23 protein-coding genes are annotated in these 24,078 nt (G+C 45.7%); 21 read left to right on the forward strand and 2 right to left on the reverse strand.

The window, feature by feature from the left end; all coding sequences use genetic code 11:
• The first annotated feature begins 10 nt into the window (after window positions 1-10).
• The 21 genes from recG (at window position 11) to BM736_RS19520 (ending at window position 20,976) form a co-directional block, all read left to right on the forward strand.
• Window positions 11-2,086 carry an ATP-dependent DNA helicase RecG gene (recG, locus tag BM736_RS19420; protein WP_076415217.1) on the forward strand — a complete coding sequence of 692 codons (2,076 nt, stop codon included), beginning with the start codon at window positions 11-13 and terminating at the stop codon, window positions 2,084-2,086.
• A 165-nt stretch (window positions 2,087-2,251) separates the two neighbouring features.
• Window positions 2,252-3,127 (forward strand): DUF3014 domain-containing protein, encoded by an 876-nt coding sequence (locus tag BM736_RS19425; protein ID WP_076415219.1) that lies wholly within the window; start codon window positions 2,252-2,254, stop codon window positions 3,125-3,127.
• Window positions 3,128-3,387: 260 nt separating this feature from the next.
• Complete coding sequence (locus BM736_RS19430; RefSeq protein WP_076415220.1) at window positions 3,388-4,101, forward strand: beta-ketoacyl synthase chain length factor; 714 nt, start codon at window positions 3,388-3,390, stop codon at window positions 4,099-4,101.
• Complete coding sequence (locus tag BM736_RS19435; protein WP_076415222.1) at window positions 4,094-4,909, forward strand: 1-acyl-sn-glycerol-3-phosphate acyltransferase; 816 nt, start codon at window positions 4,094-4,096, stop codon at window positions 4,907-4,909. The genes BM736_RS19430 and BM736_RS19435 overlap by 8 nt, the downstream gene beginning before the upstream one ends.
• Window positions 4,887-5,141: a phosphopantetheine-binding protein gene (locus tag BM736_RS19440; RefSeq protein WP_076415293.1), complete on the forward strand. Its 255-nt coding sequence runs from the start codon at window positions 4,887-4,889 to the stop codon at window positions 5,139-5,141. Before BM736_RS19435 ends, BM736_RS19440 begins: the two co-directional genes overlap by 23 nt.
• Before the next feature lie 8 nt (window positions 5,142-5,149).
• The gene (locus tag BM736_RS19445) at window positions 5,150-5,398 is read left to right on the forward strand and encodes an acyl carrier protein (protein WP_076415224.1); all 249 of its coding nucleotides are present in this window, start codon (window positions 5,150-5,152) and stop codon (window positions 5,396-5,398) included.
• Window positions 5,398-5,946, forward strand: coding sequence for a hypothetical protein (locus BM736_RS19450; RefSeq protein WP_076415226.1), 549 nt, complete (start codon window positions 5,398-5,400; stop codon window positions 5,944-5,946). Before BM736_RS19445 ends, BM736_RS19450 begins: the two co-directional genes overlap by 1 nt.
• A complete protein-coding gene (locus BM736_RS19455; RefSeq protein ID WP_076415228.1) occupies window positions 5,943-7,307 on the forward strand; it encodes an AMP-binding protein in 1,365 nt (454 codons plus the stop codon). Before BM736_RS19450 ends, BM736_RS19455 begins: the two co-directional genes overlap by 4 nt.
• Window positions 7,300-7,677 (forward strand): thioester dehydrase, encoded by a 378-nt coding sequence (locus BM736_RS19460; RefSeq protein WP_076415229.1) that lies wholly within the window; start codon window positions 7,300-7,302, stop codon window positions 7,675-7,677. The genes BM736_RS19455 and BM736_RS19460 overlap by 8 nt, the downstream gene beginning before the upstream one ends.
• The gene (locus BM736_RS19465) at window positions 7,677-9,392 is read left to right on the forward strand and encodes a glycosyltransferase (RefSeq protein ID WP_076415231.1); all 1,716 of its coding nucleotides are present in this window, start codon (window positions 7,677-7,679) and stop codon (window positions 9,390-9,392) included. Before BM736_RS19460 ends, BM736_RS19465 begins: the two co-directional genes overlap by 1 nt.
• Window positions 9,393-10,955, forward strand: a complete 1,563-nt coding sequence (gene hutH / locus BM736_RS19470) for a histidine ammonia-lyase (RefSeq protein ID WP_076415233.1) — start codon at window positions 9,393-9,395, stop codon at window positions 10,953-10,955.
• Window positions 10,952-11,410, forward strand: coding sequence for a thioesterase family protein (locus BM736_RS19475; protein WP_076415235.1), 459 nt, complete (start codon window positions 10,952-10,954; stop codon window positions 11,408-11,410). The genes hutH and BM736_RS19475 overlap by 4 nt, the downstream gene beginning before the upstream one ends.
• Window positions 11,410-12,171, forward strand: a complete 762-nt coding sequence (locus BM736_RS19480; protein ID WP_076415237.1) for an outer membrane lipoprotein carrier protein LolA — start codon at window positions 11,410-11,412, stop codon at window positions 12,169-12,171. Before BM736_RS19475 ends, BM736_RS19480 begins: the two co-directional genes overlap by 1 nt.
• Window positions 12,168-14,576, forward strand: coding sequence for an MMPL family transporter (locus BM736_RS19485; protein WP_076415239.1), 2,409 nt, complete (start codon window positions 12,168-12,170; stop codon window positions 14,574-14,576). The genes BM736_RS19480 and BM736_RS19485 overlap by 4 nt, the downstream gene beginning before the upstream one ends.
• The gene (locus BM736_RS19490) at window positions 14,573-15,832 is read left to right on the forward strand and encodes an NAD(P)/FAD-dependent oxidoreductase (RefSeq protein ID WP_076415241.1); all 1,260 of its coding nucleotides are present in this window, start codon (window positions 14,573-14,575) and stop codon (window positions 15,830-15,832) included. Before BM736_RS19485 ends, BM736_RS19490 begins: the two co-directional genes overlap by 4 nt.
• Before the next feature lie 66 nt (window positions 15,833-15,898).
• The gene (locus tag BM736_RS19495; RefSeq protein ID WP_083700392.1) at window positions 15,899-16,477 is read left to right on the forward strand and encodes a DUF3261 domain-containing protein; all 579 of its coding nucleotides are present in this window, start codon (window positions 15,899-15,901) and stop codon (window positions 16,475-16,477) included.
• A 50-nt stretch (window positions 16,478-16,527) separates the two neighbouring features.
• Entirely contained in the window at window positions 16,528-17,745 is a 1,218-nt protein-coding gene (locus BM736_RS19500; RefSeq protein ID WP_076415244.1) for a beta-ketoacyl-[acyl-carrier-protein] synthase family protein, read from the forward strand.
• Complete coding sequence (locus BM736_RS19505) at window positions 17,742-18,242, forward strand: hotdog family protein (RefSeq protein WP_076415246.1); 501 nt, start codon at window positions 17,742-17,744, stop codon at window positions 18,240-18,242. The genes BM736_RS19500 and BM736_RS19505 overlap by 4 nt, the downstream gene beginning before the upstream one ends.
• Window positions 18,239-18,973, forward strand: a complete 735-nt coding sequence (locus BM736_RS19510) for a 3-ketoacyl-ACP reductase FabG2 (protein ID WP_076415248.1) — start codon at window positions 18,239-18,241, stop codon at window positions 18,971-18,973. The genes BM736_RS19505 and BM736_RS19510 overlap by 4 nt, the downstream gene beginning before the upstream one ends.
• The gene (locus BM736_RS19515) at window positions 18,970-20,220 is read left to right on the forward strand and encodes a beta-ketoacyl-ACP synthase (protein ID WP_076415250.1); all 1,251 of its coding nucleotides are present in this window, start codon (window positions 18,970-18,972) and stop codon (window positions 20,218-20,220) included. The genes BM736_RS19510 and BM736_RS19515 overlap by 4 nt, the downstream gene beginning before the upstream one ends.
• Window positions 20,221-20,232: 12 nt before the next feature.
• Complete coding sequence (locus tag BM736_RS19520; RefSeq protein ID WP_076415251.1) at window positions 20,233-20,976, forward strand: hypothetical protein; 744 nt, start codon at window positions 20,233-20,235, stop codon at window positions 20,974-20,976.
• 54 nt (window positions 20,977-21,030) lie between these two features.
• On the opposite strand, the gene BM736_RS19525 is transcribed toward BM736_RS19520, so the two are convergent.
• Together BM736_RS19525 and BM736_RS19530 are read right to left on the reverse strand one after the other, a co-directional pair.
• Entirely contained in the window at window positions 21,031-22,605 is a 1,575-nt protein-coding gene (locus BM736_RS19525) for an Ig-like domain-containing protein (protein WP_076415253.1), read from the reverse strand.
• 253 nt (window positions 22,606-22,858) lie between these two features.
• The gene (locus tag BM736_RS19530) at window positions 22,859-23,767 is read right to left on the reverse strand and encodes a helix-turn-helix transcriptional regulator (protein WP_076415254.1); all 909 of its coding nucleotides are present in this window, start codon (window positions 23,765-23,767) and stop codon (window positions 22,859-22,861) included.
• Window positions 23,768-24,078: the final 311 nt, after the last annotated feature.

Here is a 24,078-nt window from a genome sequence, read left to right on the forward strand (position 1 = left end):
GGTACCGGGCGTGAAAAGACTCGATCTTGTTCCTGTCACAGAACTTAAAGGCGTTGCCAAGAAAATGGCTGAACGTTTGGCTAAGCTCGGCATCAATACCGTACAAGACCTACTCTTTCACCTGCCATTAAGGTATGAAGATCGCACTCAAATCTACCCTATCGCTTCACTCTACCCCGGTAGTTACGGCACGGTAGAAGCTGTGATCCAATCTAGTCAGATCATCCAAGGCCGTAAGCGCATGATGACCTGTACCGTAAGAGACGACACAGGCTATCTCACCTTGAGATTTTTTAACTTCTCTGTCGCCCAAAAGAATGGCTTGATTAATGGCGCAACCATCAGAGCCTATGGTGAGATTCGCCGCGGCAAGCAGCAATCAGAGATCATTCATCCAGAGTATAAACTGATACATACAGAGTCAGATCTGGTTATGGACGATACGTTAACGCCAGTCTACCCGACCACTGAAGGGCTCAAGCAGGCAAGCTGGATAAAACTGACCGAACAAGCATTGACTCTATTAGAAGATGGCGGCTTGCAGGAACTGCTTCCCCCTCAGCTGCAACCGAGTAACATGAGCTTGAAAGCGGCATTGCAGCTGCTGCACCGTCCCAACAATCAAGTTTCTCAGTTTGATCTTGAGCAAGGCAATCATCCGGCACAACAGCGGTTAATTCAAGAGGAGCTTCTGGCTCATAACCTCAGCATGCTCAAGTTGCGCCAGCGCAGTAATCGAGACCATGCAGTGTCTATGTCTGCCACTGGCAAGTTACTCAACCCTTTTTTAAAATCTTTGCCATTCAAACCTACAGGCGCTCAACAAAGGGTTGGCACTGATATCAGTAGCGACCTAGAAAAAAATGCCCCTATGATGCGCTTGGTACAGGGGGATGTTGGCTCAGGAAAAACATTAGTTGCAGCGCTCGCAGCACTGCAAGCGATAGAGAGTGGCTACCAGGTCGCAATGATGGCGCCCACTGAGCTACTCGCCGAACAGCACGCTGAAAATTTTGCCCAATGGTTCGAGCCATTAGGATTAAAAGTAGGTTGGCTCGCAGGCAAACTCAAAGGTAAAGCGAGAGCAAAGTCGCTAGAGGATATTGCATCTGGAGAGGCCAACATTGTTATTGGTACCCATGCTATTTTCCAAGAACAGGTGGTGTTTAATAATCTCGCGCTCATCATCATCGATGAACAACATAGATTCGGTGTTCATCAGCGTCTCGGACTGAGAGAGAAAGGGGTTAGCCAGGGGTTTCATCCCCACCAGCTCATTATGACGGCAACCCCAATTCCACGTACCTTAGCGATGACAGCTTATGCCGATCTTGATACCTCAGTGATCGATGAGTTGCCGCCTGGTCGAACACCGGTTACAACCGTTGCAGTCGCCGATAACAGGCGTGAACAACTCATAGAGAGAGTCCGTCATGCCGCAATAAATGATGGCAGGCAAACATACTGGGTTTGCACACTCATTGAAGAATCAGAAGTCCTTGAGTGCCAAGCCGCTGAAGATACCGCTGCAGAACTCACCTTGGCACTGCCAGATCTAAAAATTGGCTTAGTCCACGGACGCATGAAATCAGCTGAGAAACAGGCCATCATGGCTGAATTCAAGTCTGGCGCACTTAATTTATTGGTTGCAACAACAGTGATTGAAGTGGGTGTCGATGTCCCTAATGCTAGCCTGATGATCATTGAAAACCCTGAACGCTTAGGCTTAGCGCAACTTCATCAACTTAGAGGTCGAGTGGGTCGTGGCGCCATTGCTAGCCATTGTGTGCTTATGTATAAGACGCCGCTTTCGCCCACAGCTACCAAGCGATTAAGTGTGCTTAGAGATAGTAATGATGGCTTTATTATTGCGCAAAAGGATCTAGAGATCCGCGGCCCAGGTGAGGTGCTCGGCACCAAGCAAACAGGAATTGCAGACATGAAAATAGCAGACCTTGTACGCGACCAAGCCTTAATCCCACATATCCAAAAACTGGCCGTCCATATCATGGAGCAGGTGCCTGAAAATGTTGATAGTATCGTGCAAAGATGGCTAGGAGATAGAGAGCAGTTTGTACAAGCTTAAGCGCGAATAATGTCAGTGTGAGTTTCGCTTCAATTAATTATTTTTTATTTCGGCCAACTTCTGTAGACAAGGCCGTCAAATTTTGCAAAATGGAGAAGTCCTCTTTTTGGCCTAACGCCTAAAACAGTCGCTTCCTGTCACCGAGTCGTATTTATAAGGTATCACATGCAAGTCAATCAAGAAGATAGAATCGCACCACAAGAGAAAACAGCCAGCGTTAATACGCTAGCCATGGTTGCCGTTGCGGTTGCTTTGGTTCTTTCAGGAGGCGCTTACTACTATTTCACAGATAATGAGCCAGCCCCGGAGCCACAACAGCTGCCCGTTCAGATCCCAGATATCACTCCCGATGAGCCTCTGGTGACTATTGCCGATATTCCGGAGCCTGAGATTGTAGAGGTGATAGAGCCTGAAGTAGAAGTGATTGAAGAGCCAACACAACTGCCTGAAATTGAACCACTGCCTAGCCTAACCGACAGTGATGAATTTGCCCATAACAAAACCGTTGAAATGGCAGATGGAATGAAGATTGAGCCATTGCTGGTTGAGAAAGATCTGGTCAGACATTTTGTGGTCTTTGTTGATAATTTAGCTCAGGGAGAGGTTGCTAGAAAGGTGAGCCCTCTAAAGGCTCCAAACAGAGCCTTTACCGTGTCAGATATCACCAACAAGACCTATCTAAACCCTGACAGCTACCATAGGTATGACCTATACGCTAACTTCATTGCAAACCTGAATGAGGAGCAGTTGAGCGCAACGTATAAGGAACTAACCCCATTGCTAAGCGAAGCGTTTGAGGAGCTAGGTTATAGTGATATGACCTTCAATCAACGTATCCTTGAAGCGATAGATATCATGCTTGATGCACCGATTATTGAGCAACCCATTGAGCTCGATGGCGTAAGTGTTAACTACCAATTTGTAGACCCGCAATTAGAGGCACTACCTAACGCACAGAAGTTACTGGTTCGTATGGGACCAGAAAATACTAAAAAGATAAAAGCAGCACTACGCAAACTGAAAAAGCATTTAGCGGTTTAAGTCAGCCTGCCTACTCATAGACGCCCGCAACACTCAGTTGCGGGTTTACTCACTAAAACTACACACCTGTATACAGCTAGATAACAGCTGTATCGCAAAACAGTTCATAATCCTAGATAATCTAGTGTAGAATAACCATCAATTGGCGACCCTAATGTCGACCTAATAGTTCAGATGGCAAGCCAACTTAATTGTCACTCTCTAATCTAATCCTTGTTATGGAAAACTAAGACTTAGAAAGTCGTATCAGAGGCACTATTTTGCAGTTAACATTTAGCATTTGCTCTTGGGGAGCTTGGTCACCTCAATATCAGCTGAACGAAGAGTGGCAACATTGGGAGCCTAGTAAGCTAAGCCTTAAATCAGATCTGCCCCAAGCGCCTAAGTTAATGCAAGTTCCCTCGATGAAAAGAAGGCGTTATAGCGCCTTGACTAAGATGCAACTTGAGGCAGCATTCCAAGCTGATGCTCCTGCTTCATGCCGTACAATCTTTGCATCTCGCCATGGCGAACTGCATAGAACCTTAGGCTTACTCAACAACCTCGTTGAACAGGAGCCTCTTTCTCCTACGGCATTTAGCCAATCTGTGCATAATACAGCCAGCGGTATTTACAGTATTCTCAAAGATAATCGCTCTGCCTCCACCTCTATTGCAGCTGGAGAGGAGAGTTTATTGCAGGCCATGATTGAAGCCTACGGTCAGCTTCATGAAGATCCCAGCCCCTTGATGCTCGTCTTTGCTGATCAAGCAGTGCCTGAAGTTTATGACCAGTATGTAGACGAAACTGAACTACCGTTAGCAATGGCTTTGGTGCTAGCTAATAACAATATTGCCAACGCCCCAAAACTAACGATAAGCCAGCAACGAGGCTCTCAAGCCCTTAGTTATGGCGCACTGCTTAATGGCTTATCCAATAATATGCCGATAGCGGGCAATCTCAGTAAATATCACTGGGAATTGAGTTTTGCCTAATAGCCAGTCTGAAAGGTTAACGGGTGTTGCCTACATTCCAAGATGGTTAGGTGGAGTCAGCTGCTATATCACCTTCGGTTTAGGTGGACTACTTAGCTCTTTGACGGTTCTTCCTCTGCTAAGGTTCTGGCCAGGCACGGAGCAGCAGCGGATCAAGCGAGTGCAAAACGCGGTTCATATTATGTTTCGCGGTTTCGTGCACATGCTAACTTGGGCGGGTGTCATCAAGGTCACAGCCGTTGATACTCACAGGCTTGCCCATGCTAAAGGAAAGGTAGTGATTGCCAACCACCCGACTTTGGTCGATGTCGTGGTATTGATCAGTTTAATGCCTAATGTAGGCTGTATAGTAAAACAGGGAATTTGGCGAAACCCCTTTATGCGTGGCGTTGTTGCCTGTGCGGGGTATATTCCCAATCGCGGGGCAGACCTACTGCTAACTGACTGTAAAGAGGTGTTAGATAGCGGGACTAATTTAATCATTTTTCCCGAGGGAACTCGCACCGTTTTAGGCACCTGTATCAATAGTTTTGCTAGAGGTGCCGCCAATATTGCGCTTAGAACAAAAACAGATCTCGTACCTGTTGTTCTACGCACGAATGCACCAGGTTTGAGTAAGCAAGAAGCCTGGTATGAAATACCCCGTCGCACCATAGGGATGCAAGTTGAAGTGGGCGAAACCATCAAGCATATCAGGTATGATGCTATTACTGGTGGCGATGCAAAGATGGCACGTCGACTTACGCGGGATCTAGAAGATTACTTTAAGACGAATTTAAATAATGATGAAACTACACAACGAAATTAAACAACTGATCATCGACTGCCTTGATCTAGAAGATGTCACTATCGAAGATATTGATACTGAGGCTGCACTTTTCGGTGAAGGTTTAGGCCTAGACTCCATCGATGCGCTCGAGCTCGGCTTAGCGATCAAAAAGCAGTTTGATGTGAAAATTGAAGCAAACTCTGATGCAACTAAGGCACATTTTTACAGTGTGGCGAGTTTGGCTAGCTTTATTGAATCACAGCGAGCTTAGGAGAGATTATGCAGAGCCGTGAAGACATTCTTGAAGTCCTGACCCGTATTTTAGTTGATGAATTTGAGATCGACGAAGATGATATTTCGCTTGAAGCCTCACTGTATCAAGAACTCGATCTCGATAGCATAGATGCCGTTGATCTTGTTATTAAGTTGCAGCAGATGACAGGTAAGAAGATTAAACCTGAAGAGTTTAAAGCGGTGCGAACCGTTAATGATGTCGTTACAGCTATTGAAGGGCTTATCAAAGAGTAATGCGCTTATTCTTGCAGATAGTCACCAGCATACTGCTTTTAGGTTATCCACTGGCAGTATATTTTGGACTCAACTATCTGCCTGCTGGCACCATAGCTATGGTGCTCTGTATTCTCTTAGTCTTACGATTAGTCATCCAGAAGCAACAGGTAAAATCTATGATTTTTCCTGTCATTGTTGGCATCGGGCTCACTGCGGCCAGCTTTATAGCTAAACGTCACGATTGGTTGCTCTACTACCCTGTAGTCGTCAACCTCAGTATGTTACTACTATTTGCTTACTCATTAAGATTAGGTCCAAGCATGATAGAAAGGCTCGCCAGGCTGAAGGAACCAGACCTTCCGGATGAAGCGGTGCCCTACTTGAAAAAAGTCACACTTATCTGGTGTGGCTTATTTGTTTTTAATGGCTCGATAGCCCTTTACACGGCACTTTATGCTTCATTAGAAACCTGGACACTGTATAACGGGCTCATTGCCTATCTACTCATAGCTTCGCTACTTGGTGGCGAATGGTTGTATAGAACTATTTGGTTGAAAAAGTCATGACAGAGCTACTTAAATCTTGGTTATCAAAAGGGCCCGCAAGCCAGCAACTTATCAGCTTCAACCATCATGATATTGTGACTGGTGCAGCTTTTACATGTCAGGTGGCACATATCCACCAGCAGCTGAGCCAATCAAAATCTCAACGCTGGCTCCTTGCCTGCGAAAGCAGCGATCTATTTGCAGTTGGCTTATGTGCAGCCTTGCTCGCTGGTAAAGAGGTTATCTTACCCGCGAACACTCAACCAGGCAGTTTAAGTGAGCTAACCCATGAGTTTGATAGAGTCATATCTGATAAAGCTCTATGCGAAGGTAAGGTGTCGATTGCACTCAAGAAGGAGCAATCAGCATCGGAGCTAGCTTGGCCAACACCCACACAATGGGGTCAGATCACCCTCTTTACTTCGGGTAGCAGTGGTCAGCCTAAAGCTGTGCGTAAAACACTAACTCAGTTAGATGCAGAGGTTACCAACCTCGAATATACTTTTGCCAAGCATCTTCCTCAGTGCAGTGTCATTTCAACTGTCTCGCACCAGCATATCTATGGCTTACTGTTTAAGGTGTTGTGGCCACTTGCCGCAAGTCGACCTTTCTTAAGTGACATCGTTGAATATCCAGAAACATTGACCTATTACACCAGTCTCTTTCCTAACTTATGTCTCATCAGTAGTCCGGCTCAGCTATCTCGCTTACCCGAATCCTTAGATAATGAAAGGCAGCTTCGCTCGCCAAGTTTAGTCTTTAGCTCTGGTGGACCACTCAATTTTGAAGCGGCACAAGGGATAGCTCACTGTTACGGCCACCAACCTATCGAGATTTTTGGCAGTACAGAGACTGGCGGCATAGCCTTCAGACGTCAAACATCAAAAGCGCAAGCCTGGCAAACCTTTAGCAAGGTTGAAGTTGCTCAAGATCCCAAAGATGGTGCTCTGGTTTTAAAATCACCCTATTTAGAAAACAATGAATGGCTTAGATGTGAAGATAAGATAAATCTGATTGAACCTGGTCGCTTTCAGCTAGAGGGTCGACTGGATAGAATTGTGAAGGTTGAAGAGAAGCGCGTCTCTTTGGTACAGATGGAAGCGCTACTTGATAGCCACCCACTGGTTAGCCAATCTGCACTGGTTCCTTTGACTCAGCCACGCCCACAACTTGGCGTGATTATAGCCTTATCAGCAGAAGGAAAGGCATTGTTGGAGGCGGAAGGAAAGTTGAGCCTCAATAACCTATTCAAGACCCATCTGCTTAGCCAATTTGAGCGTGTCACCTTACCTAGACGCTGGCGCTATCCCGATACGCTGCCGCAAAACGAGCAAGGTAAGCGTATTCAAACTGAACTCACTGAGCTATTTGATAATGATTAAATCTAGCCTACCGCAGATATTGTCTAAGAGCAGCGACGATCAGGCTGTCGAATTTCGTCTTTTCATCGACGCTGCACTGCCTTTTTTTGAGGGGCACTTTCCGCAGCAGGCTGTACTGCCAGGCGTCACTCAACTCGATTGGGCGATTCGTTTAGGCTGTCAGCATTTTAACTATTCAACTGATATCGCCAGCTTAGAAGTGCTTAAATTTCAGCAATTAATATTGCCTAACTCAGAAGCCAGCCTAAAAATCAGTGAAAACAAAGATAAGAGTAAGCTGATTTTTAGCTACTTTGATGGTGAAAAGCGCTTTGCATCTGGTCGTATCGCACTAAAGCTCGACACGCAAAAAAACAGAGAAGCCAACTGATGCAAACGGCATTAGTCATCCCCAACTATAACCATACTATTGCTATCGAGGAAACTCTCGAGCAGCTAGCACAGCTCAACCTACCTTGTTATCTCATCAACGATGGTAGTAATGATGAGACGCGTCACCTGCTTATTGCGCTGGCCAGCAAGTATGCTTGGGTCACCCTGTTACACCACCCTTTCAACCGAGGCAAAGGTGCTGCGGTAACAACGGGGTTAAGAGCTGCATTCAAAGATGGTTTCAGCCATGCACTTCAGGTTGATGCCGACGGGCAGCATAATTTAGATGATATCCCCGCAATGCTTGCCAAGGCAGCTGACAACCCTAGCGCACTAATATCAGGCTTACCTCAATATGATGATTCTGTGCCTAAAGGTCGTTTTTACGCCCGTTACCTCACGCATATATGGGTATGGATTGAAACACTCAGCCTAGAGATTAAAGACTCTATGTGTGGCTTTCGTGTTTACCCGTTAGCCGCCACTGAGCAGCTCTTCCTCTCTCACGCTTTAGGTGAGCGGATGGATTTTGATATTGAGGTTCTGGTGAGACTTCACTGGCAAGGTGTGAAGGTTATCCATCTGCCGACTAAAGTGATCTATCCAGAAGACGGTGTCAGCCATTTTCAAGGTTTGTGGGACAACATTCGCATCTCAGGTATGCATAGCCGACTCTTCTTCGGCATGCTCAAGCGTCTGCCAGGCAAACTCATTGGCACTCACAACTCAAATGACACTAATACCCACTGGTCCAGTATCGGAGAGCGCGGCAATTACTGGGGAATAAAGTTACTGGCATCTAGCTATAAACTCGGTGGTCACTGGCTTTGTCGCATGATTATGTACCCAGTCATCTGCTACTTTTTCCTCACGGGGAAAACGGCACGTGAAGCATCGATTAGCTTCCTGAAGAGGGTGAAACACGTTGATCCAGAGCATCCACAGCTCCAAGGTGATATCAACTGGAAACACAGCCTTAAACATTTCTTTGCCTTTGGTAATGCAGCATTAGATAGAATCGACGCTTGGTGCGATCGCATACAGTTAAGTCAGGTCGACTTTCCTAATCGCGCCCTACTTGCCGATCAACTTGCCGCAGGACAGGGAGCCGTATTACTCGTCTCCCACTTAGGTAATTTAGAGTTATGCCGTGCGATCTCTGTTCACCAGAAGAAGGTGAAAGTGAACGTCATGGTACTCACTGACAATGCAGAAAACTTTAACCGAGTACTCAAACAGCTCAACCCTGACAGCGCCATTAACTTGATTCAGGTCACTGAACTTGGGCCCACAACCTCTATGCTGCTTCAGCAGAAGGTAGAGCAAGGAGAGCTCGTTGTTATCGCAGGAGATAGAACCTCATCAAATACCCAAGGACGTGTGGTCTACTCCTCCTTTTTAGGTGAGCAAGCGCCCTTCCCCCAAGGCCCATTTATTCTTGCGGGGCTATTAGATTGCCCTGTATATCTGATGTTCTGTTTAAGGGAGCAGGGCCAATACCGAGTTCACTTAGAAGCATTTTCAAATACATTAAAAGGCCCGAGAAAAGGTCGCATGCAAAGGCTCGAAGAAGCCGTTAATAACTACAGCGCACGACTCGAATATTTTGCACGGCGCGAACCCATGCAATGGTTTAACTTTTTTGATTTTTGGCGTAAAGATGATGATATCCAAAGAGCCAACTTTCAGGGCAAAGATAGGACAGATAAATAGATGACTCAGAATAATCAATCAAACCCAACAGACATGATTGTTCACTTTGGTCACAGGGCATTATCCCTGGAAGATGTTGTAGCAGTAGCAAAAGGCGCTAAAGCGAAACTCAAAGACAGCAGTGAATACCAGAGCTATATCCAAAAAGGCGCTACGTTTATCGATAGCCTGCTTAATGAAGAGGGCGTTGTCTATGGTGTAACAACAGGCTATGGCGACTCATGCACTGTAACCGTCGGACTCGATCTGGTTCATGAACTGCCTCTGCATCTCTCTCGCTTTCATGGCTGTGGACTCGGTGAGCTCCTAAGCCCTGAGCAATCTCGTGCCGTTATGGCGTGTCGCCTAAGCTCACTATCGGTAGGTAAGTCTGGTGTCAGTTATGAGCTATTACAGCGCATCGAAACGCTCCTTAACCTCAATATCATTCCAGTGATCCCTGAAGAGGGTTCTGTAGGTGCAAGCGGCGATCTTACTCCGCTATCATACCTTGCAGCAGTGCTTGTCGGTGAGCGTGATGTTATCTATCAAGGTCAGCGCCGAGCGACAGCTGATGTATATGCTGAGCTCAATATCACGCCACTTAGGTTACGCCCTAAAGAGGGGCTAGCCCTTATGAACGGCACTGCCGTCATGACCGCATTGGCATGCTTGGCTTATGACCGCGCGCAATACTTGAGCCGTCTAGCGAGCCGAATTACCGCCATGGCGTCACTGACATTGAAGGGTAATTCAAACCACTTCGACGATATCCTGTTTGCCGCTAAACCGCATCCAGGGCAGAATCAGATAGCGGCCTGGATCCGTACCGATCTCAATCACCATGAGCATCCACGTAATTCAGACAGGCTTCAGGATCGATACTCTATCCGCTGTGCGCCTCACATTATTGGCGTACTACAAGACGCCCTTCCCTTTATGCGCCAGTTTATCGAAACAGAGCTGAACAGTGCTAATGACAATCCCATTGTTGATGCTGAAGGTGAGCATATCTTGCATGGCGGTCACTTCTACGGTGGTCATATCGCCTTTGTGATGGATTCGATGAAGAACACTGTGGCTAACATTGCCGATCTTATCGATCGTCAAATGGCACTGGTGATGGATCCTAAATTCAATAATGGCCTGCCAGCTAACCTTTCTGGGGCAACAGGTACTAGACGAGCCATCAACCATGGCTTCAAAGCCGTACAGATAGGCGTTTCAGCTTGGACCGCAGAAGCACTCAAAAATACTATGCCTGCTAGTGTATTTTCTCGCTCGACTGAATGTCATAACCAAGACAAGGTCAGCATGGGAACCATATCTGCACGTGACTGCATGCGCGTTTTACAGCTCACAGAGCAGGTTGCTGCAGCGGCGCTACTCGCCATGACCCAAGGGATCAACTTACGTATCTCCCAAGATGAGCTATGCCACTCTTCACTGACTCCGTCTGTCGCCAAAACCTTAGAGCAAGTTAAAGCTGATTTTGAACTGCTCACAGAGGATAGACCTTTAGAATCAGTGCTTAGACAAACGGTTGATAAGATCCAGGCAGGAAAGTGGGAAGTTTGCTCATGAGTAAAGCCATTTTGACTACCGAAATGGAGATGGTGATCCCTTTTCATGATGTTGATTCTATGGGGATCACTTGGCATGGCAATTACTTGCGCTATTTTGAAATAGCCAGATGCCAGCTGTTAGATCTAATAGGCTATGGCTATAGAGATATGCAAGACTCTGGCTATTCATGGCCTATCGTCGATCTGCAGATAAAATATGTTCAACCTAGTACTTTTGAGCAGAAAGTCAAAGTAATCGCCTCGCTGGTTGAGTGGGAAAATCGCATGAAGATCACTTACCAAGTGAGGGATATTGAGACGAATAAGCGACTCACTAAAGGCTATACTATTCAGGCAGCGGTCGATGCTAGCAACGGTGAGATGTGCTTCGTTACCCCAGAGATCTTCCGCCAAAAGATCTCGCATCTACTTCCTGTTGAAGACGCTAGCACTAATGCCGCGAGTATAAGCTAATGACAGCCTGCTTCAGACCCAATATCAAGAGCGCTAAGATAAAATATCTCCTGCTCTCACTACTTTTGCTTACAGCCCCTTCAATGCAAGCAACGGCCAGCGAAGCAGGTGCTGAAACGACACAAACTGCTCAGTTTGAGGCTTTGTTTCAATCTGAAGTTAACAATGAGCAGTTAAAGCCTATCACTGAGCAGTTAATACTCGGTGAGCATGCTAGCGGTCAGTTTACTCAATATCGCCATCTGAAAGTGCTAAAAAAGCCGCTCGTCAGCCATGGCAGTTTTATCTTTGACTCAGAGCTTGGGCTTGCATGGAAACAAGAACGACCATTTAAATCTACCCTATTATTAAAGGGAGATGAGTTAATTCAAATAGATAGCTCAGGTCAGCAGCAAGTATCCAAAGCCAATGAGAATCAAGGAGCTGGGGCACTGGCACAGACATTACCGATTCTGCTCAAAGCACTGCTAAGTGGTGAGCTGGACACTCTGACGACCCACTTTCATTTTTATATGCAAGCTAGCTCAGTGAGTTCACCTTGGACTATCGGCCTCAAACCAAAAGATCCTTTGCTTATCAAAGCTATTCCTCAACTTGTTCTAGAGGGCGATGAACAGATATCTGCACTAACGCTCCTCAGTGGCAATGGTGACAGCAGTAGAATTGAGTTTGAACAGATCACAAATCAGCCTCTTTCAGCCATAGAGCAACAAGAGCTGCTCCCAACTGACGCTGAGCATAAAACTAAGCCAGCATTATGATCGATAAACTGGCCAGCTTACTGGGTCAATATTCAGCAAAAGCCAAGTTCGCACTTTGGGTGGGACTCATCTCGCTCATCGTCTTGATAGGCACCTCTCTGTGGCAAAGTGGCGCTAAGATTCAAAGTGATATTTTAGCCATGCTACCAAATATCCAAGAAGATCCGCTTACCGAAGTTGCTTTATCACGCGTAGAGGAGCAACTTGCAAACTCCTTGTATCTTGGCTTAATCGCTAACAGCCAAGAGCAGGCTGTTGATGCTGCAAAAGAGGTCATTACAGCGCTAAAAACAGATGGCAAAGACATATTCGTTGACGTAAAAAGCGCTGATATCGCCCAAGCAGAGTCACTCAACAACTACTATTTTCCTCATAGGTTTCAACTATTGACTGAGCAACAAGCTAATCGCTTAGAAGTTGGTGAACTCGCTCAGATGATCGATCACGCACAGCAGCAACTTTATAATGCCTTTAGTTATGCTACCTCTAGCTTAATAGCCAAAGATCCATTACTGCTCTACCCACAGAACTTACAGGCCCTTGCCCCCAAACAAGTACTTGAGGTACAGCAAGGCATTTTGATAGCTAAACTCTCAAGTCAATCTCCCAATCAAGGCTCTCACACCAAGTTTGTCGCTATCGTCATGGCTAAGGGGGTAGGAAGTGCCTTCAATCCACAAGTTCAATCGCAGCAGATGGCTGTTCTCTATCAAGCGTTTGACCAGCTTAAACAGCTAGATGAAGAGATAGAGGTACTCAAAGCGGGTGCACTCTTTCATGCCGTAGCGGCAACACAAAGTGCCAAAAGCGAGGTCACAAGCTTAGGACTGGCTTCGCTCATTGGCGTGAGTCTTCTGGTCTGGCTAGCATTTAGATCTTTTATGCCGCTAGCTATCGCTCTGGTGACAATTTCCAGCAGCATGTTAGTCGCAGTGGTCATGACATTAGCTATTTTTTCAGAGCTGCACTTACTCACCCTTGTTTTTGGCACGAGTTTAATCGGCATCGCTATCGATTATAGCTTTCACTTTTACTGTGAACGCCTCAATAGACCCAATGCAAGCGCAAGTCTAGTTATCCAAGGGATATTCCCTGCAATTTCACTCGCACTCATCACCAGTGTTTTAGCCTATTCATCTATTGGTTTAGCGCCGTTTCCAGGTATGCAACAGGTCGCCGTTTTTTGTGCTTTCGGGCTGTTATCGGCTTATTTAACCTTAATATTGGCTTACCCACTGCTTGCATCAGGTAAGCTACCGCAAGGTGAGATGCAGCTAAGCCTTGCTGATCGCTACCTGCAAAACATCAGTATGCTAATGTCCAAGGTTAGCGCTAAAGGTTGGGCGTTGCTCCTTAGCATATGCTTACTGGTATCATCCTTAGGGATCGTCAAACTGACGGCGGATGATGATATCCGCAACTTACAACAAAGCCCTCAAGAGGTGACAGAACAAGAGTCTACATTAAGGCAATTACTCAGTGGCGGCACAGACAATCAGTTCTTGCTCGTAAGAGGCCAGAGTGAACAGGCGCTACTTCAACATCTAGAAGCCCTTCAACCAAGACTAAACACTGCAGTTAATAATGCGCTAATTGGTAATGCTTTTAGTCTAAGCACTTATCTACCAAGCCAACAAAAGCAGGCTGCAAACTATCTGTTGCAGAGTCAGATCTATCAAGATAATTTAGATATTGTGATTGCCCGTTTAGGCCTCGATGAATCACTGGCACCTGCACTTAAGCAGGCTTATCTCGAAGCTGATGGCCAATATATCGATGCCAAGTCATTTCTAGACTCAAAAGCTGGCCAACTCTTTAAGCCTTTATGGATCGCCCCCTCTGATACCCAAACACAATACGGTGCCATCGTACTGCTTGGGGGTATTACTGATATCGGCGCACTTAAACAATTCTTCTCCGATCTTAACTATGTACAATTAGTAGATAAAGTCGGTGATATCTCGCTTGTCATGGGCAAGTATCGACAGCTAACGTTAATCTTGCTGGCATTAGCTATGGCGGCGGCAGCCGCAATATTCTCAACAAGATTTAATATCAAGCTGGCCGCGAGTGTCATTGCCGTCCCAGCACTGTCAGCCATCTTTACTTTGGCTCTGCTCGGCTTCACCGGCGCTTCTTTAACTCTGTTTCATGCGCTAGCGCTAATTCTCGTGTTTGGAATAGGTGTAGATTACAGTTTGTTCTTCGCTGAATCTAAGCAGCAGAGCCGAGGCGTTATGATGGCAGTATTTATGTCGGCAACATCGACCATGCTCGCATTTGGCCTATTGGCTTTTAGCAGTACACCTGCAATACATTTTTTTGGGTTAACCCTACTGATTGGGATCTGTTTCACTTTTATGCTCTCCCCTCTCATTCAAACTTTTACAAGGATTTTTAAGTGACACATGCACCAAGTTCAACGTTAGGCGCTATTGCCAAATATGATGTCGCGATCATTGGTGCAGGCCCTTCTGGCAGCATAGCAGCAGCACTTCTGCATCAGCAGGGGAAAAAAGTGATCGTACTCGAGAAACAAGATTTTCCCCGATTCTCAATCGGCGAAAGCCTTCTACCTTGCTGCATGACACTGCTTGAAGAGGCCAATATGCTGGATGCGGTCAACTCGGCAGGATTTCAGTTTAAAAATGGAGCAGCATTTTTCCATAGCGATAAACACATTAGCTTTGATTTTACCGACAAGTACACTCAGGGCCCAGGCACGACTTTTCAGGTGGAGCGAGCAAGCTTCGATAAGCTGCTCGCTGACACAGCAGTATCCCAAGGTGTTGAAATTCGCTTCGGTGAAACTGTAGAAGCTGTCGATCTGACACAAGAGCCCGAATTAACGGTCAAGAGTAGAAACGGTGAAAAGTATGTTATCCAAGCTAAATATCTATTTGATGCCAGTGGATTTGGCCGAGTATTGCCGAGGTTACTAAACCTAGAGAAGCCCTCATCACTTCCAAGTCGTACGGCAGTATTTACCCATATTCAAGACAATATCGATCTCACGTTAAACCCAGACTTTGATCGCCAGAAAATTTTAATCAGTGTTCATCCAGAGAACAAAGATATCTGGTACTGGCTTATTCCCCTTAGCGAAACTAAGTGCTCACTCGGCGTCGTCGCAGAGCCTCACCTACTGGGCGAAGCAGAGCAAAATTTACAACAAGTATTACTCAATATGGTTAGGCAAGAGCCTGGGCTAGATAAGCTGTTAGCTAACGCAGAGATCACACGAGAATGTGCCCTACTTAAAGGTTATTCGGCCAATGTTACTCATTTAGCCACAAATCAGTTTGCCCTATTGGGTAATGCTGGGGAGTTTCTCGATCCTGTATTCTCATCGGGTGTCACTATCGCTATGCAATCAGCTTCAATGGCCGTTAAATGTGTTGTCAGACAGCTCAATGGCGAACAACTTGATTGGGAAGCTGAGTATGCCACGCCACTGATGCGAGGCGTTGATACCTTTAGAACCTATGTTGAGGCTTGGTATGATGGGCGATTTCAGGAGGTGATATTCTTCGATGATCCAGACAAGAAGATTAAACAGATGATCTGCTCTATTCTTGCCGGATACGCTTGGGATGAAACCAACCCTTTTGTCAGTGATTCTGAGCGACGTCTAAATATGATTGTCGAACTATGCCGTTAACAGGTGATTAAATTGAAGCGTGTTTCAATCTTAAAATTCAGTAGCATATTTACCTTAGGCTTGTTGATGCTTGCGCTTGTTGGGTGTAGTCAAACCCTACAGAGGCAAACCTGCGTCGCACTGGCAAAAGGCGTGGACTACTGTCTCGCGCCAATTCCTTTAGGCGACCAATGGCAACGATCAGCAACACAAAAGGCAGCGATTAATGTTGCTGACGCTCATCATGAGCTTTTGACACAAGTTGAACTCGATGCCAATAGCCTGACATTAGTCGGGCTCGCTCCGCTTGGGCAGGCGCTTTTTACACTCATCTATGATGGTGAGACCTTAACAAGCGAACAGAGCAGCTTACTGGGTAGTGAGTTTAAGGCTGAGTACTTACTCGCACTCATGCAGTTGATATACTGGCCAGAAGAGAGTGTAAATGCTCATTTACAAGGGGCGATCTTAACCTCCGACAATTGTGATGCACCAAGATGTCGAAAAATATATGCTACAAACTCTGAATCGACAAACAAGTTAACGCCATCGGCGCTCAAACGGACTCTAGTAGAGATTGAGTACAGTCAAAAGCCGCTCTGGCAATCAGAGGTTCTCTTGCAAATACCTCAAGCGAATTTTGAGCTAAAAATCAGTCCTCTCTAAGGCTGGTTTTACAACCTATACCATTAATGATGAGTTAGAAAATAGAGACAATGACTAAAGTAGCCATCTCAAACTTAGGCTTGTGCACCCCATTAGGGCTGACACCAGATACAGTATTAGCCAAACTCACATCTGGCTATACTGGAGCCATGACAGCACGAGCCGATCTTATCCCTCTGACTAAAACTGTCGTTGGAGAGGTCTCTGCTGATTTACCGCTCATACCAGCAAATTTAGCCCAATTTAACTCCCGTAATAACCAACTTTTACTCTGCGCTGCAGAGCAGATCCAAGACTCGGTTCGCTTAGCGATAAAGCGCTGGGGAGCCAACCGAATTGGTATCATCATAGGTACCAGTACTTCTGGGATCAGTGAAGGTGAACAAGCCTTAGCTGCTAAAAATGAAACTGACAGCCTTCCTCAAGATTACCTCTATTCCCAACAGGAGCTAGGCAACGGTAGCGACTTTCTACGTCAGTACTTTAACACTTGTGGGCCATGTTATACCGTCTCCACCGCTTGCTCATCAAGTGCTAAGGTATTTGCAAGTGCAAGACGCTTACTCCAAGCAGACCTTTGTGACATGGTGATTGTTGGCGGTAGCGATAGTTTATGTAAGTTAACCCTCAACGGTTTCAACTCACTTGAGTCTGTTTCTAAAGGGCATTGCCAGCCCTTTAGCGCCAATAGAGATGGCATCAATATCGGTGAGGGAGCCGCACTATTTACCCTAGAGAAGCTGGCTTCAGTTAATGGCGAATGCGAAGTGGTTTTAGCGGGCATAGGCGAATCTAGCGACGCACACCATATATCGGCGCCACACCCAGAAGGTCGCGGTGCAGTCAGTGCTATCAAGTCTGCACTTGCAGATGCAGGCCTAAGTGCCAATGAAGTTGATTATATAAACCTTCATGGTACAGCCACTAAAAAGAATGATGCCATGGAGAGCAGAACCATTAAACAGGTCTTTGGCGAGGCGCCTCCTCCGTGTAGCTCAACCAAGCCTCTTACTGGCCATACGTTAGGGGCCGCGGGGGCTATCGAAGCTGCCTTTTGTTACCTTCTATTAAGCAGCGCCAACAGCCAGCAAGCGCTTCCTCCGCAGGTGTGGGATAGTGTACAAGACCCTGACGACCCAACGCTTCCCCTCGTCGCCCATGGGCAGAGCGCTACGCTAAATGTGGTGATGAGTAACTCTTTTGCCTTTGGGGGCAGCAATGCCAGCCTGATATTGGCAAAGAATGCGTTGAAGGAAAATCAAAGATGAGCCAAATACAGATATCAGCCGAAGCGCTAAAAAAGCTCGCCGTTGATGAAGTCGTGCCACACCGCTCACCTATGATTTTAATCGATCAACTGCTAAAGCATGAAACGGATACCTTAGTGACGCAAGTGAACGTTTCAGAGCAAAGCCCCTATTTCGACAATAATATCAATGGGGTGCCTAATTATGTATGTATCGAATATATGGCGCAAAGCATAGCAGCACTCGCTGGAGTAGAAGCGCTATCTCGCGGCGATGAGATCCGGGTTGGTTTTTTGCTGGGTAGCCGTAAACTTAAGATGCATATCCCTTACTACAAACTAGGTAATAGCTATCAAACTCGCGTTTCTCGTCTCTATCAAGAAGAGACTGGTCTCGCCGTATTTGATTGCCAAATTTTTCACGGAAACTCACTTGTCGCAGAAGCTAATGTCAATGTATTTCAGCCTCAAGATGCACAAGCCTATATCTCCGAGAGCATGCAGGAAGATAACCAATGACAACAGAAAATAAGCGTGTCCTAATCACTGGTTCTAGCCGTGGAATAGGCAAAGCAATTGCACTACAACTTGCTCAGGCAGGCTTCGATATCGCCTTGCACTTTCATAGCAATGTCGATGCAGCTGAGCAAACAAAGTCTGAGCTGAATGATCTAGGCGCTTCCGTCTCCTGCTTACAATTTGATATAGCCCAAAGAGAGCAGGTTAAAGCCGCTATAGAAGCTGATATTGAACAGCATGGCGCATACTATGGTGTGGTTCTCAATGCCGGTATCAACTGCGATACAGCGTTCCCAGCCATGACTGAGAGCGAATGGGATAGTGTGGTGCATACTAACTTAGATGGCTTTTACAATGTGATCCACCCTACGATCATGCCTATGATACAAACTCGTCAGGGTGGCAGAATAATCACTATGGCCTCGGTTTCAGGCATTGCAGGTAATCGCGGCCAAGTAAACTACAGTGCCTCAAAGGCTGGGATCATTGGCGCGACTAAGGCACTCTCTTTAGAGCTAGCAAAGCGTAAAATCACCGTTAACTGCATCGCACCAGGACTCATCGAAACCGATATGGTAGCCGAGATCCCGAAAGATATGGTTAAAGAGATAGTGCCTATGAGGCGTATGGGTAAGCCGTCAGAAATTGCCGGATTAGCTAAATTTTTAATGTCAGATGATGCAGCCTACATTACCCGTCAGGTCATCTCTGTCAATGGAGGCATGATATGACCTCAAGCACTCAAGCTAGGCGTGTAGTCATCACGGGCTGTGGCGGTATATCGAGTCTTGGCCATGACTGGGAATCTATTGCCACCAGCTTAAAAGCACAAAAAAACTGTGTTGTTCGCTATGATGACTGGGATCGCTATGAGGGACTGAATACCCGCTTAGCCGCACCCGTTACCGATTTTGAAAAACCTGCTCATTACTCGCGAAAGAAAGTACGTTCAATGGGGCGAGTGTCATTAATGGCAACGAGAGCCAGCGAGTTAGCGCTGATTGATGCCAACTTACTTGATGACCCCATCATCACCTCAGGCGCCATGGGCATTGCCTATGGCTCATCAACAGGCAGCACCGACCCAATTATCGCTTTTGGCGATATGCTCAAAGAGGGCGACATGTCAGGTGTCACCGCCACCAGCTATATTCGTATGATGGCTCACACCACAGCTGTAAATGTCGGTGTGTTCTTTGGTTTAAAGGGACGTGTACATACCACCAGCAGCGCTTGTACCTCAGGTAGTCAGGGTATTGGCTATGCGTTTGAAGCCATAAAGTACGGTCAGCAAGATCTGATGCTTGCTGGCGGCGGTGAAGAGCTATGTGCAACTGAAGCTGTGGTGTTTGACACCCTGTTTGCAACCAGTACCAAAAATGATACCCCAGCAGTTAGCCCAAGTCCGTTTGATCAATCTCGAGACGGCCTAGTCATAGGTGAAGGCGCCTGTACCTTAGTACTTGAAGAGCTTGAACATGCCAAAGCCCGCGGCGCTAAAATCTATGCTGAAATCGTTGGTTTTGGTACTAACTCTGATGGACTCCATGTGACTCAGCCCAATGCAGCGACCATGGAAGTCGCCATTCGTCAGGCACTTAAAGATGCCAAATTAGAGCCTGAGGATATCGGCTATGTGAATGCACATGGCACTGCAACGGATCGTGGCGATATCGCTGAAACACAAGCAACTAGCGCGGTATTTGGCCCACAAATGCCTATCTCATCTCTCAAGAGCTATACCGGCCATACGCTGGGCGCTTGTGGAGCACTTGAAGCTTGGGTGAGCATAGAGATGATGAATGCAGGCTGGTTTGCGCCAACCTTAAACTTATCTAACATAGACCCAGACTGTGGTGAATTAGATTATATCAAGGATGATATCCGCCAGTTAGACACTAACTATGTAATGAGTAATAACTTCGCCTTTGGCGGAATTAACACTTCTCTGATCTTTAAACGATGGAATACAAAATAGGAAGGAACCACAATGAAGACACTCGTACTAACACTCTGCTTAACATTAAGCTTATTCAGCCATTTTTCAGCAGCAAAGCCACTCACTGAAGCACAATATATTGAGGTATTTAAAGGCGATAACCTCGAGAAACAGAAAGATGCTGTTGCTAGTTTAGTGATGGCAGGGATGTCCGATCCCAAAGTATTTGATCAAATTGAGCTTAAACTCAACGAATCTCTCCCCTTAGCGGTAGACCGTCACAGCATAGATTACAGCGCGTGGCTGTTAAAAGGTCTAGCTTACTCGGGTAATGATAAGTATCAGGCCAATTTTAACGCGATTATTGAGGGGGATTACCACAGCAAACTCAAAAAGTACGCGAAAAAGTCACTGAAGATCCTCGATCAGTTCAAGGTATGGTCACCCATATTAAGTGACAAAGCTCACTATGATGATAAATACAGCCAAACAAGTAACGTTATCTCTAACGCATTGAGAAGCGACGAGCTTCAGCTCAAGATGGACGCCGCTAAGCGAGTCATTAATCGCAATATGCACACTAAGCAGATCCTTGAAGTCCTCAACAGTGAGCTGAAAGATCCTCGCCTACTGAAACATGACAAACTCGCTATTCAAGCCTACGCCTACATGGCAAAAGCGCTAGCGAGCTCAGAAGATGAAACTTACAAAGCAACGATTGAAGAACTTGCTGCCACCAGCAGTGAGAAAAAACTTCGCAAGTACGCCAAGAAATACCTTAAAGCTTATTATTAATAGATAATTGTCGCCAAGAATGTATAACCATCTTGGCGAACTCATTCTTACTAATTATTTATGAATAGTACCGATTCCTGCTGCTCTTTGATCATAATCCTTTGCATGGCAACTTTGACAACTGTCTGATGCACGCAGCCAAGGCTTATTGTACTGACCATCAACTGAGAAATGGCTAGGATCATCAGATGGTGTGTCTAAGTTTATCTTAAACATATGAGATTCACTTGGCATATGACAGTCAATACACTGCGCCATTGTTTCATGGGCAATCCCGCCTCCGCCTCCTAAATTAAACTCCATCGAATGACAATCCGTACACTGCGCCACCATAGCATCTTCATGACCAGGTTGATCTTGGTTGTGCTCTGAACGATGTGGATTGTGACAAGTTGAGCAGGCAAAGTCTTTCTTCTTACCTATCGCTTCACCGGTATCAGGGTCAGTACCAATCATGGTCGTTGCAGCGTGACGCCCACCACGGCCACCTAAACCACCACCGTTTTTATCAATACGACCACCTTCGGTATCACCACCAAAAACTGTATTAAGTGGCGAGATATATTCAGGATAACGTTTGATTGAGTCATCAACCGTATGACATTCGCTACAAGCAATCGGTTTACCATAACCCATATCTTCTGCTAAGAAGTCTGCAGTTTGGCGAGCGGTCGCTTGCTTAACAATATTTTGTTTAGAAGGTGCTTTAACATGGTCGACACCTGCACCGTGGCAGCTTTCACACTGCACACCAGTAAGCGCAAAAGTTCCCCCCATACCAGGCATATCATCTTGTCGATTTAGGTTACGATAATCCCCTGTTGCTTCAGTGTAATCTTTCCAACCTGTAGTATGACAACGGCCGCAATAGTCGTAACCATGACTGTCCGGCGCATCATTTTGATAATAAGGCCACATCATCTCAGGTGTTACTTGATGACCCTTGGGCACCACGGCTGAACCAACTTTATCACCAATCATGATGTAACCATTTTGGTCGAGGAACATAGCACTGCTTTTGTAGCCACCAATCACATAACTAATATCACTCCAACCGTTAGGGTTACCTAAGGTGTTTTTTACACCATCAATAAGATCTACCGCACCATCAATAGAGGTAAATGGGTAACTTGGCGCTTCACCATTTTCAATTTTAGTGAATTTAAAGTTATGCCCTGTTTCAAAAAAGGTTTTCTTATCTACATGACATGACACACATTGATTTGAGCCTACATAAATTTCTGCAGTGGCACTCACAATAACGGTAACCACAGACTGAGCTTCACCGCCGTTACCATCACTAATGACATAATCAAGTAAAGTGGTCCCCGCGCCCTCTGGTTCAAACAAAATCTGATTGTCTTTAATCGAAGCCTCTCCAGTACCTGACTGCACTTGTACCATAGTCAGTGTCAATTGGTCACCGTCCGCATCGCTGTCATTGGCTAAGGCGTCAATCAACACACTTTGACCTAGCGCGGTGTGGGCATCGACGGGATTAGCCACAGGAGGTGTATTTTGAGGCGGTTGCGGGTCATCATTATCACTACCACACGCTGCAAGTAGGCATATTACACCTGCCAGTAGCAATGATTTCCCCAATGGGCGTTCTATTGCAAAATTCATCATCACATATCCTTGGAATATTCACTCTTTATTATGTTGTTTGAAGTTCATAACTGCTGCTGGATTAGACCCAGCGTCATACAACTTCATTAACTCACTTATATGAAGGAGTTAATGACCACAACATACTCTCTAAGAGGTAGAGAACAACATGGCGTAAATAGCCCAAAAATGGTGATTTTCGTACCGACAAACAGATCTGTGAGCTAGATTGCAAAAGCCTCACTTGGCTCAACTCACTATGATTTAGCTCAATTTAAGCTGCAGAGACGTCGTCGTGCAGAGCACGGAACTGAGAAGGGGTTAGATGAGTGTGACGCTTGAAAAACTTCACAAAATAAGTCACATCATCAAAACCTAATTGGTATGCAATTTCTTGTACTTGTGCACTTTCAATCGCCAATCGTCGTTTTGCTTCTAATACAGTGTGATTGTCGATTAATTGCTTTGCCGTTAAGCCGCAGGCATGACGGCATAACTGATTCAGCGATTTATAGCTCATATGCAATAGCTCCGCATAGGTTGCTGCACAGCGTTGCGTTTGTACTCCTTGACTAACTAACTGTCTAAACTGATTAAACCGCTGCGCTTGCACATCACTTAAATGCTCCCCATGACTCTGGCGCTGATTCTCAATCGTCATCAATAACGACGAGAACAACAGTTGAGCTAACAAAGGATCATCTGCTTGGGATTGCTGAGTTTTATTAATTTCATCGAGCAATACATTACAGCTCGTCACAGCACTCGCCGATAAATTGATCAACGGTGTGTAGCTGCTAAATAAGTTAGATAGGGAGAAAAATGGCAAGCGCACTTTCGCGAGAATGAGATCAAAAAACTCAGCGGTCACATTGATCATTTTCCCTTGTGCGCGGCTAGCAATATCAAATGCGTGTACCTGATCCTGATTGATAGAAATAAAGCTACCCGACTGAAAGCTATGGTATTTAAAGTCAACAAAATGCCCACCAACACCTTGAGAGATATAGATAAAACAGTAATAACTGATACGATGTGGCTTTGCTGGGTCAAAGCGGCAATGATGTATTTTTTGGTAGAAGTCCCCCAAATCAAGTATTTCAAGACCCGACTTTTGTTTACATGGCGCTCGAAAATTGACCTGTGGTACGGCACTGCTTTGCAGGCCATGGAGTGCTTTCATTTCGACATCGTTAACTAATTTTGACTTAGTTAAATACTGTACCTCGACAAAAAAAAACTATCTGTTAACTCCATCAAACCGTTTAAATAGTGCTGCTGCATTGAATTTAAAACTTTGACACTAAGTAATACATGCTTCTAATCTAGTTGGTTTTCTGTGCTTTTTAACCGCTCACAAGAGCTAACAATTCGTAGTCTGATATGGCGAACCTAAGCCGCATACTCGCACTGCCATCTGCAATCAGTCGTTAAAAAAAGTGATCGTTAAATTTTAAGCCGGCGTATAGCACTACGTAACCTACACAATGAAGG

This window comes from Shewanella sp. UCD-KL12 (genome assembly GCF_001957125.1).
GTDB lineage: Bacteria > Pseudomonadota > Gammaproteobacteria > Enterobacterales > Shewanellaceae > Shewanella.

Coding starts and splice junctions, on each gene's coding strand:
- hutH (WP_076415233.1), top strand. CDS start 9,393: ATGACTCAGAATAATCAATCAAACCCAACAGACATGATTGTTCACTTT.
- BM736_RS19455 (WP_076415228.1), top strand. CDS start 5,943: ATGACAGAGCTACTTAAATCTTGGTTATCAAAAGGGCCCGCAAGCCAG.
- BM736_RS19475 (WP_076415235.1), top strand. CDS start 10,952: ATGAGTAAAGCCATTTTGACTACCGAAATGGAGATGGTGATCCCTTTT.
- BM736_RS19445 (WP_076415224.1), top strand. CDS start 5,150: ATGCAGAGCCGTGAAGACATTCTTGAAGTCCTGACCCGTATTTTAGTT.
- BM736_RS19500 (WP_076415244.1), top strand. CDS start 16,528: ATGACTAAAGTAGCCATCTCAAACTTAGGCTTGTGCACCCCATTAGGG.
- BM736_RS19505 (WP_076415246.1), top strand. CDS start 17,742: ATGAGCCAAATACAGATATCAGCCGAAGCGCTAAAAAAGCTCGCCGTT.
- BM736_RS19465 (WP_076415231.1), top strand. CDS start 7,677: ATGCAAACGGCATTAGTCATCCCCAACTATAACCATACTATTGCTATC.
- BM736_RS19510 (WP_076415248.1), top strand. CDS start 18,239: ATGACAACAGAAAATAAGCGTGTCCTAATCACTGGTTCTAGCCGTGGA.
- BM736_RS19485 (WP_076415239.1), top strand. CDS start 12,168: ATGATCGATAAACTGGCCAGCTTACTGGGTCAATATTCAGCAAAAGCC.
- BM736_RS19515 (WP_076415250.1), top strand. CDS start 18,970: ATGACCTCAAGCACTCAAGCTAGGCGTGTAGTCATCACGGGCTGTGGC.
- BM736_RS19440 (WP_076415293.1), top strand. CDS start 4,887: ATGAAACTACACAACGAAATTAAACAACTGATCATCGACTGCCTTGAT.
- BM736_RS19495 (WP_083700392.1), top strand. CDS start 15,899: ATGCTTGCGCTTGTTGGGTGTAGTCAAACCCTACAGAGGCAAACCTGC.
- BM736_RS19525 (WP_076415253.1), bottom strand. CDS start 22,605: ATGATGAATTTTGCAATAGAACGCCCATTGGGGAAATCATTGCTACTG.
- BM736_RS19530 (WP_076415254.1), bottom strand. CDS start 23,767: ATGAAAGCACTCCATGGCCTGCAAAGCAGTGCCGTACCACAGGTCAAT.
- BM736_RS19520 (WP_076415251.1), top strand. CDS start 20,233: ATGAAGACACTCGTACTAACACTCTGCTTAACATTAAGCTTATTCAGC.
- BM736_RS19450 (WP_076415226.1), top strand. CDS start 5,398: ATGCGCTTATTCTTGCAGATAGTCACCAGCATACTGCTTTTAGGTTAT.
- BM736_RS19460 (WP_076415229.1), top strand. CDS start 7,300: ATGATTAAATCTAGCCTACCGCAGATATTGTCTAAGAGCAGCGACGAT.
- BM736_RS19480 (WP_076415237.1), top strand. CDS start 11,410: ATGACAGCCTGCTTCAGACCCAATATCAAGAGCGCTAAGATAAAATAT.
- BM736_RS19425 (WP_076415219.1), top strand. CDS start 2,252: ATGCAAGTCAATCAAGAAGATAGAATCGCACCACAAGAGAAAACAGCC.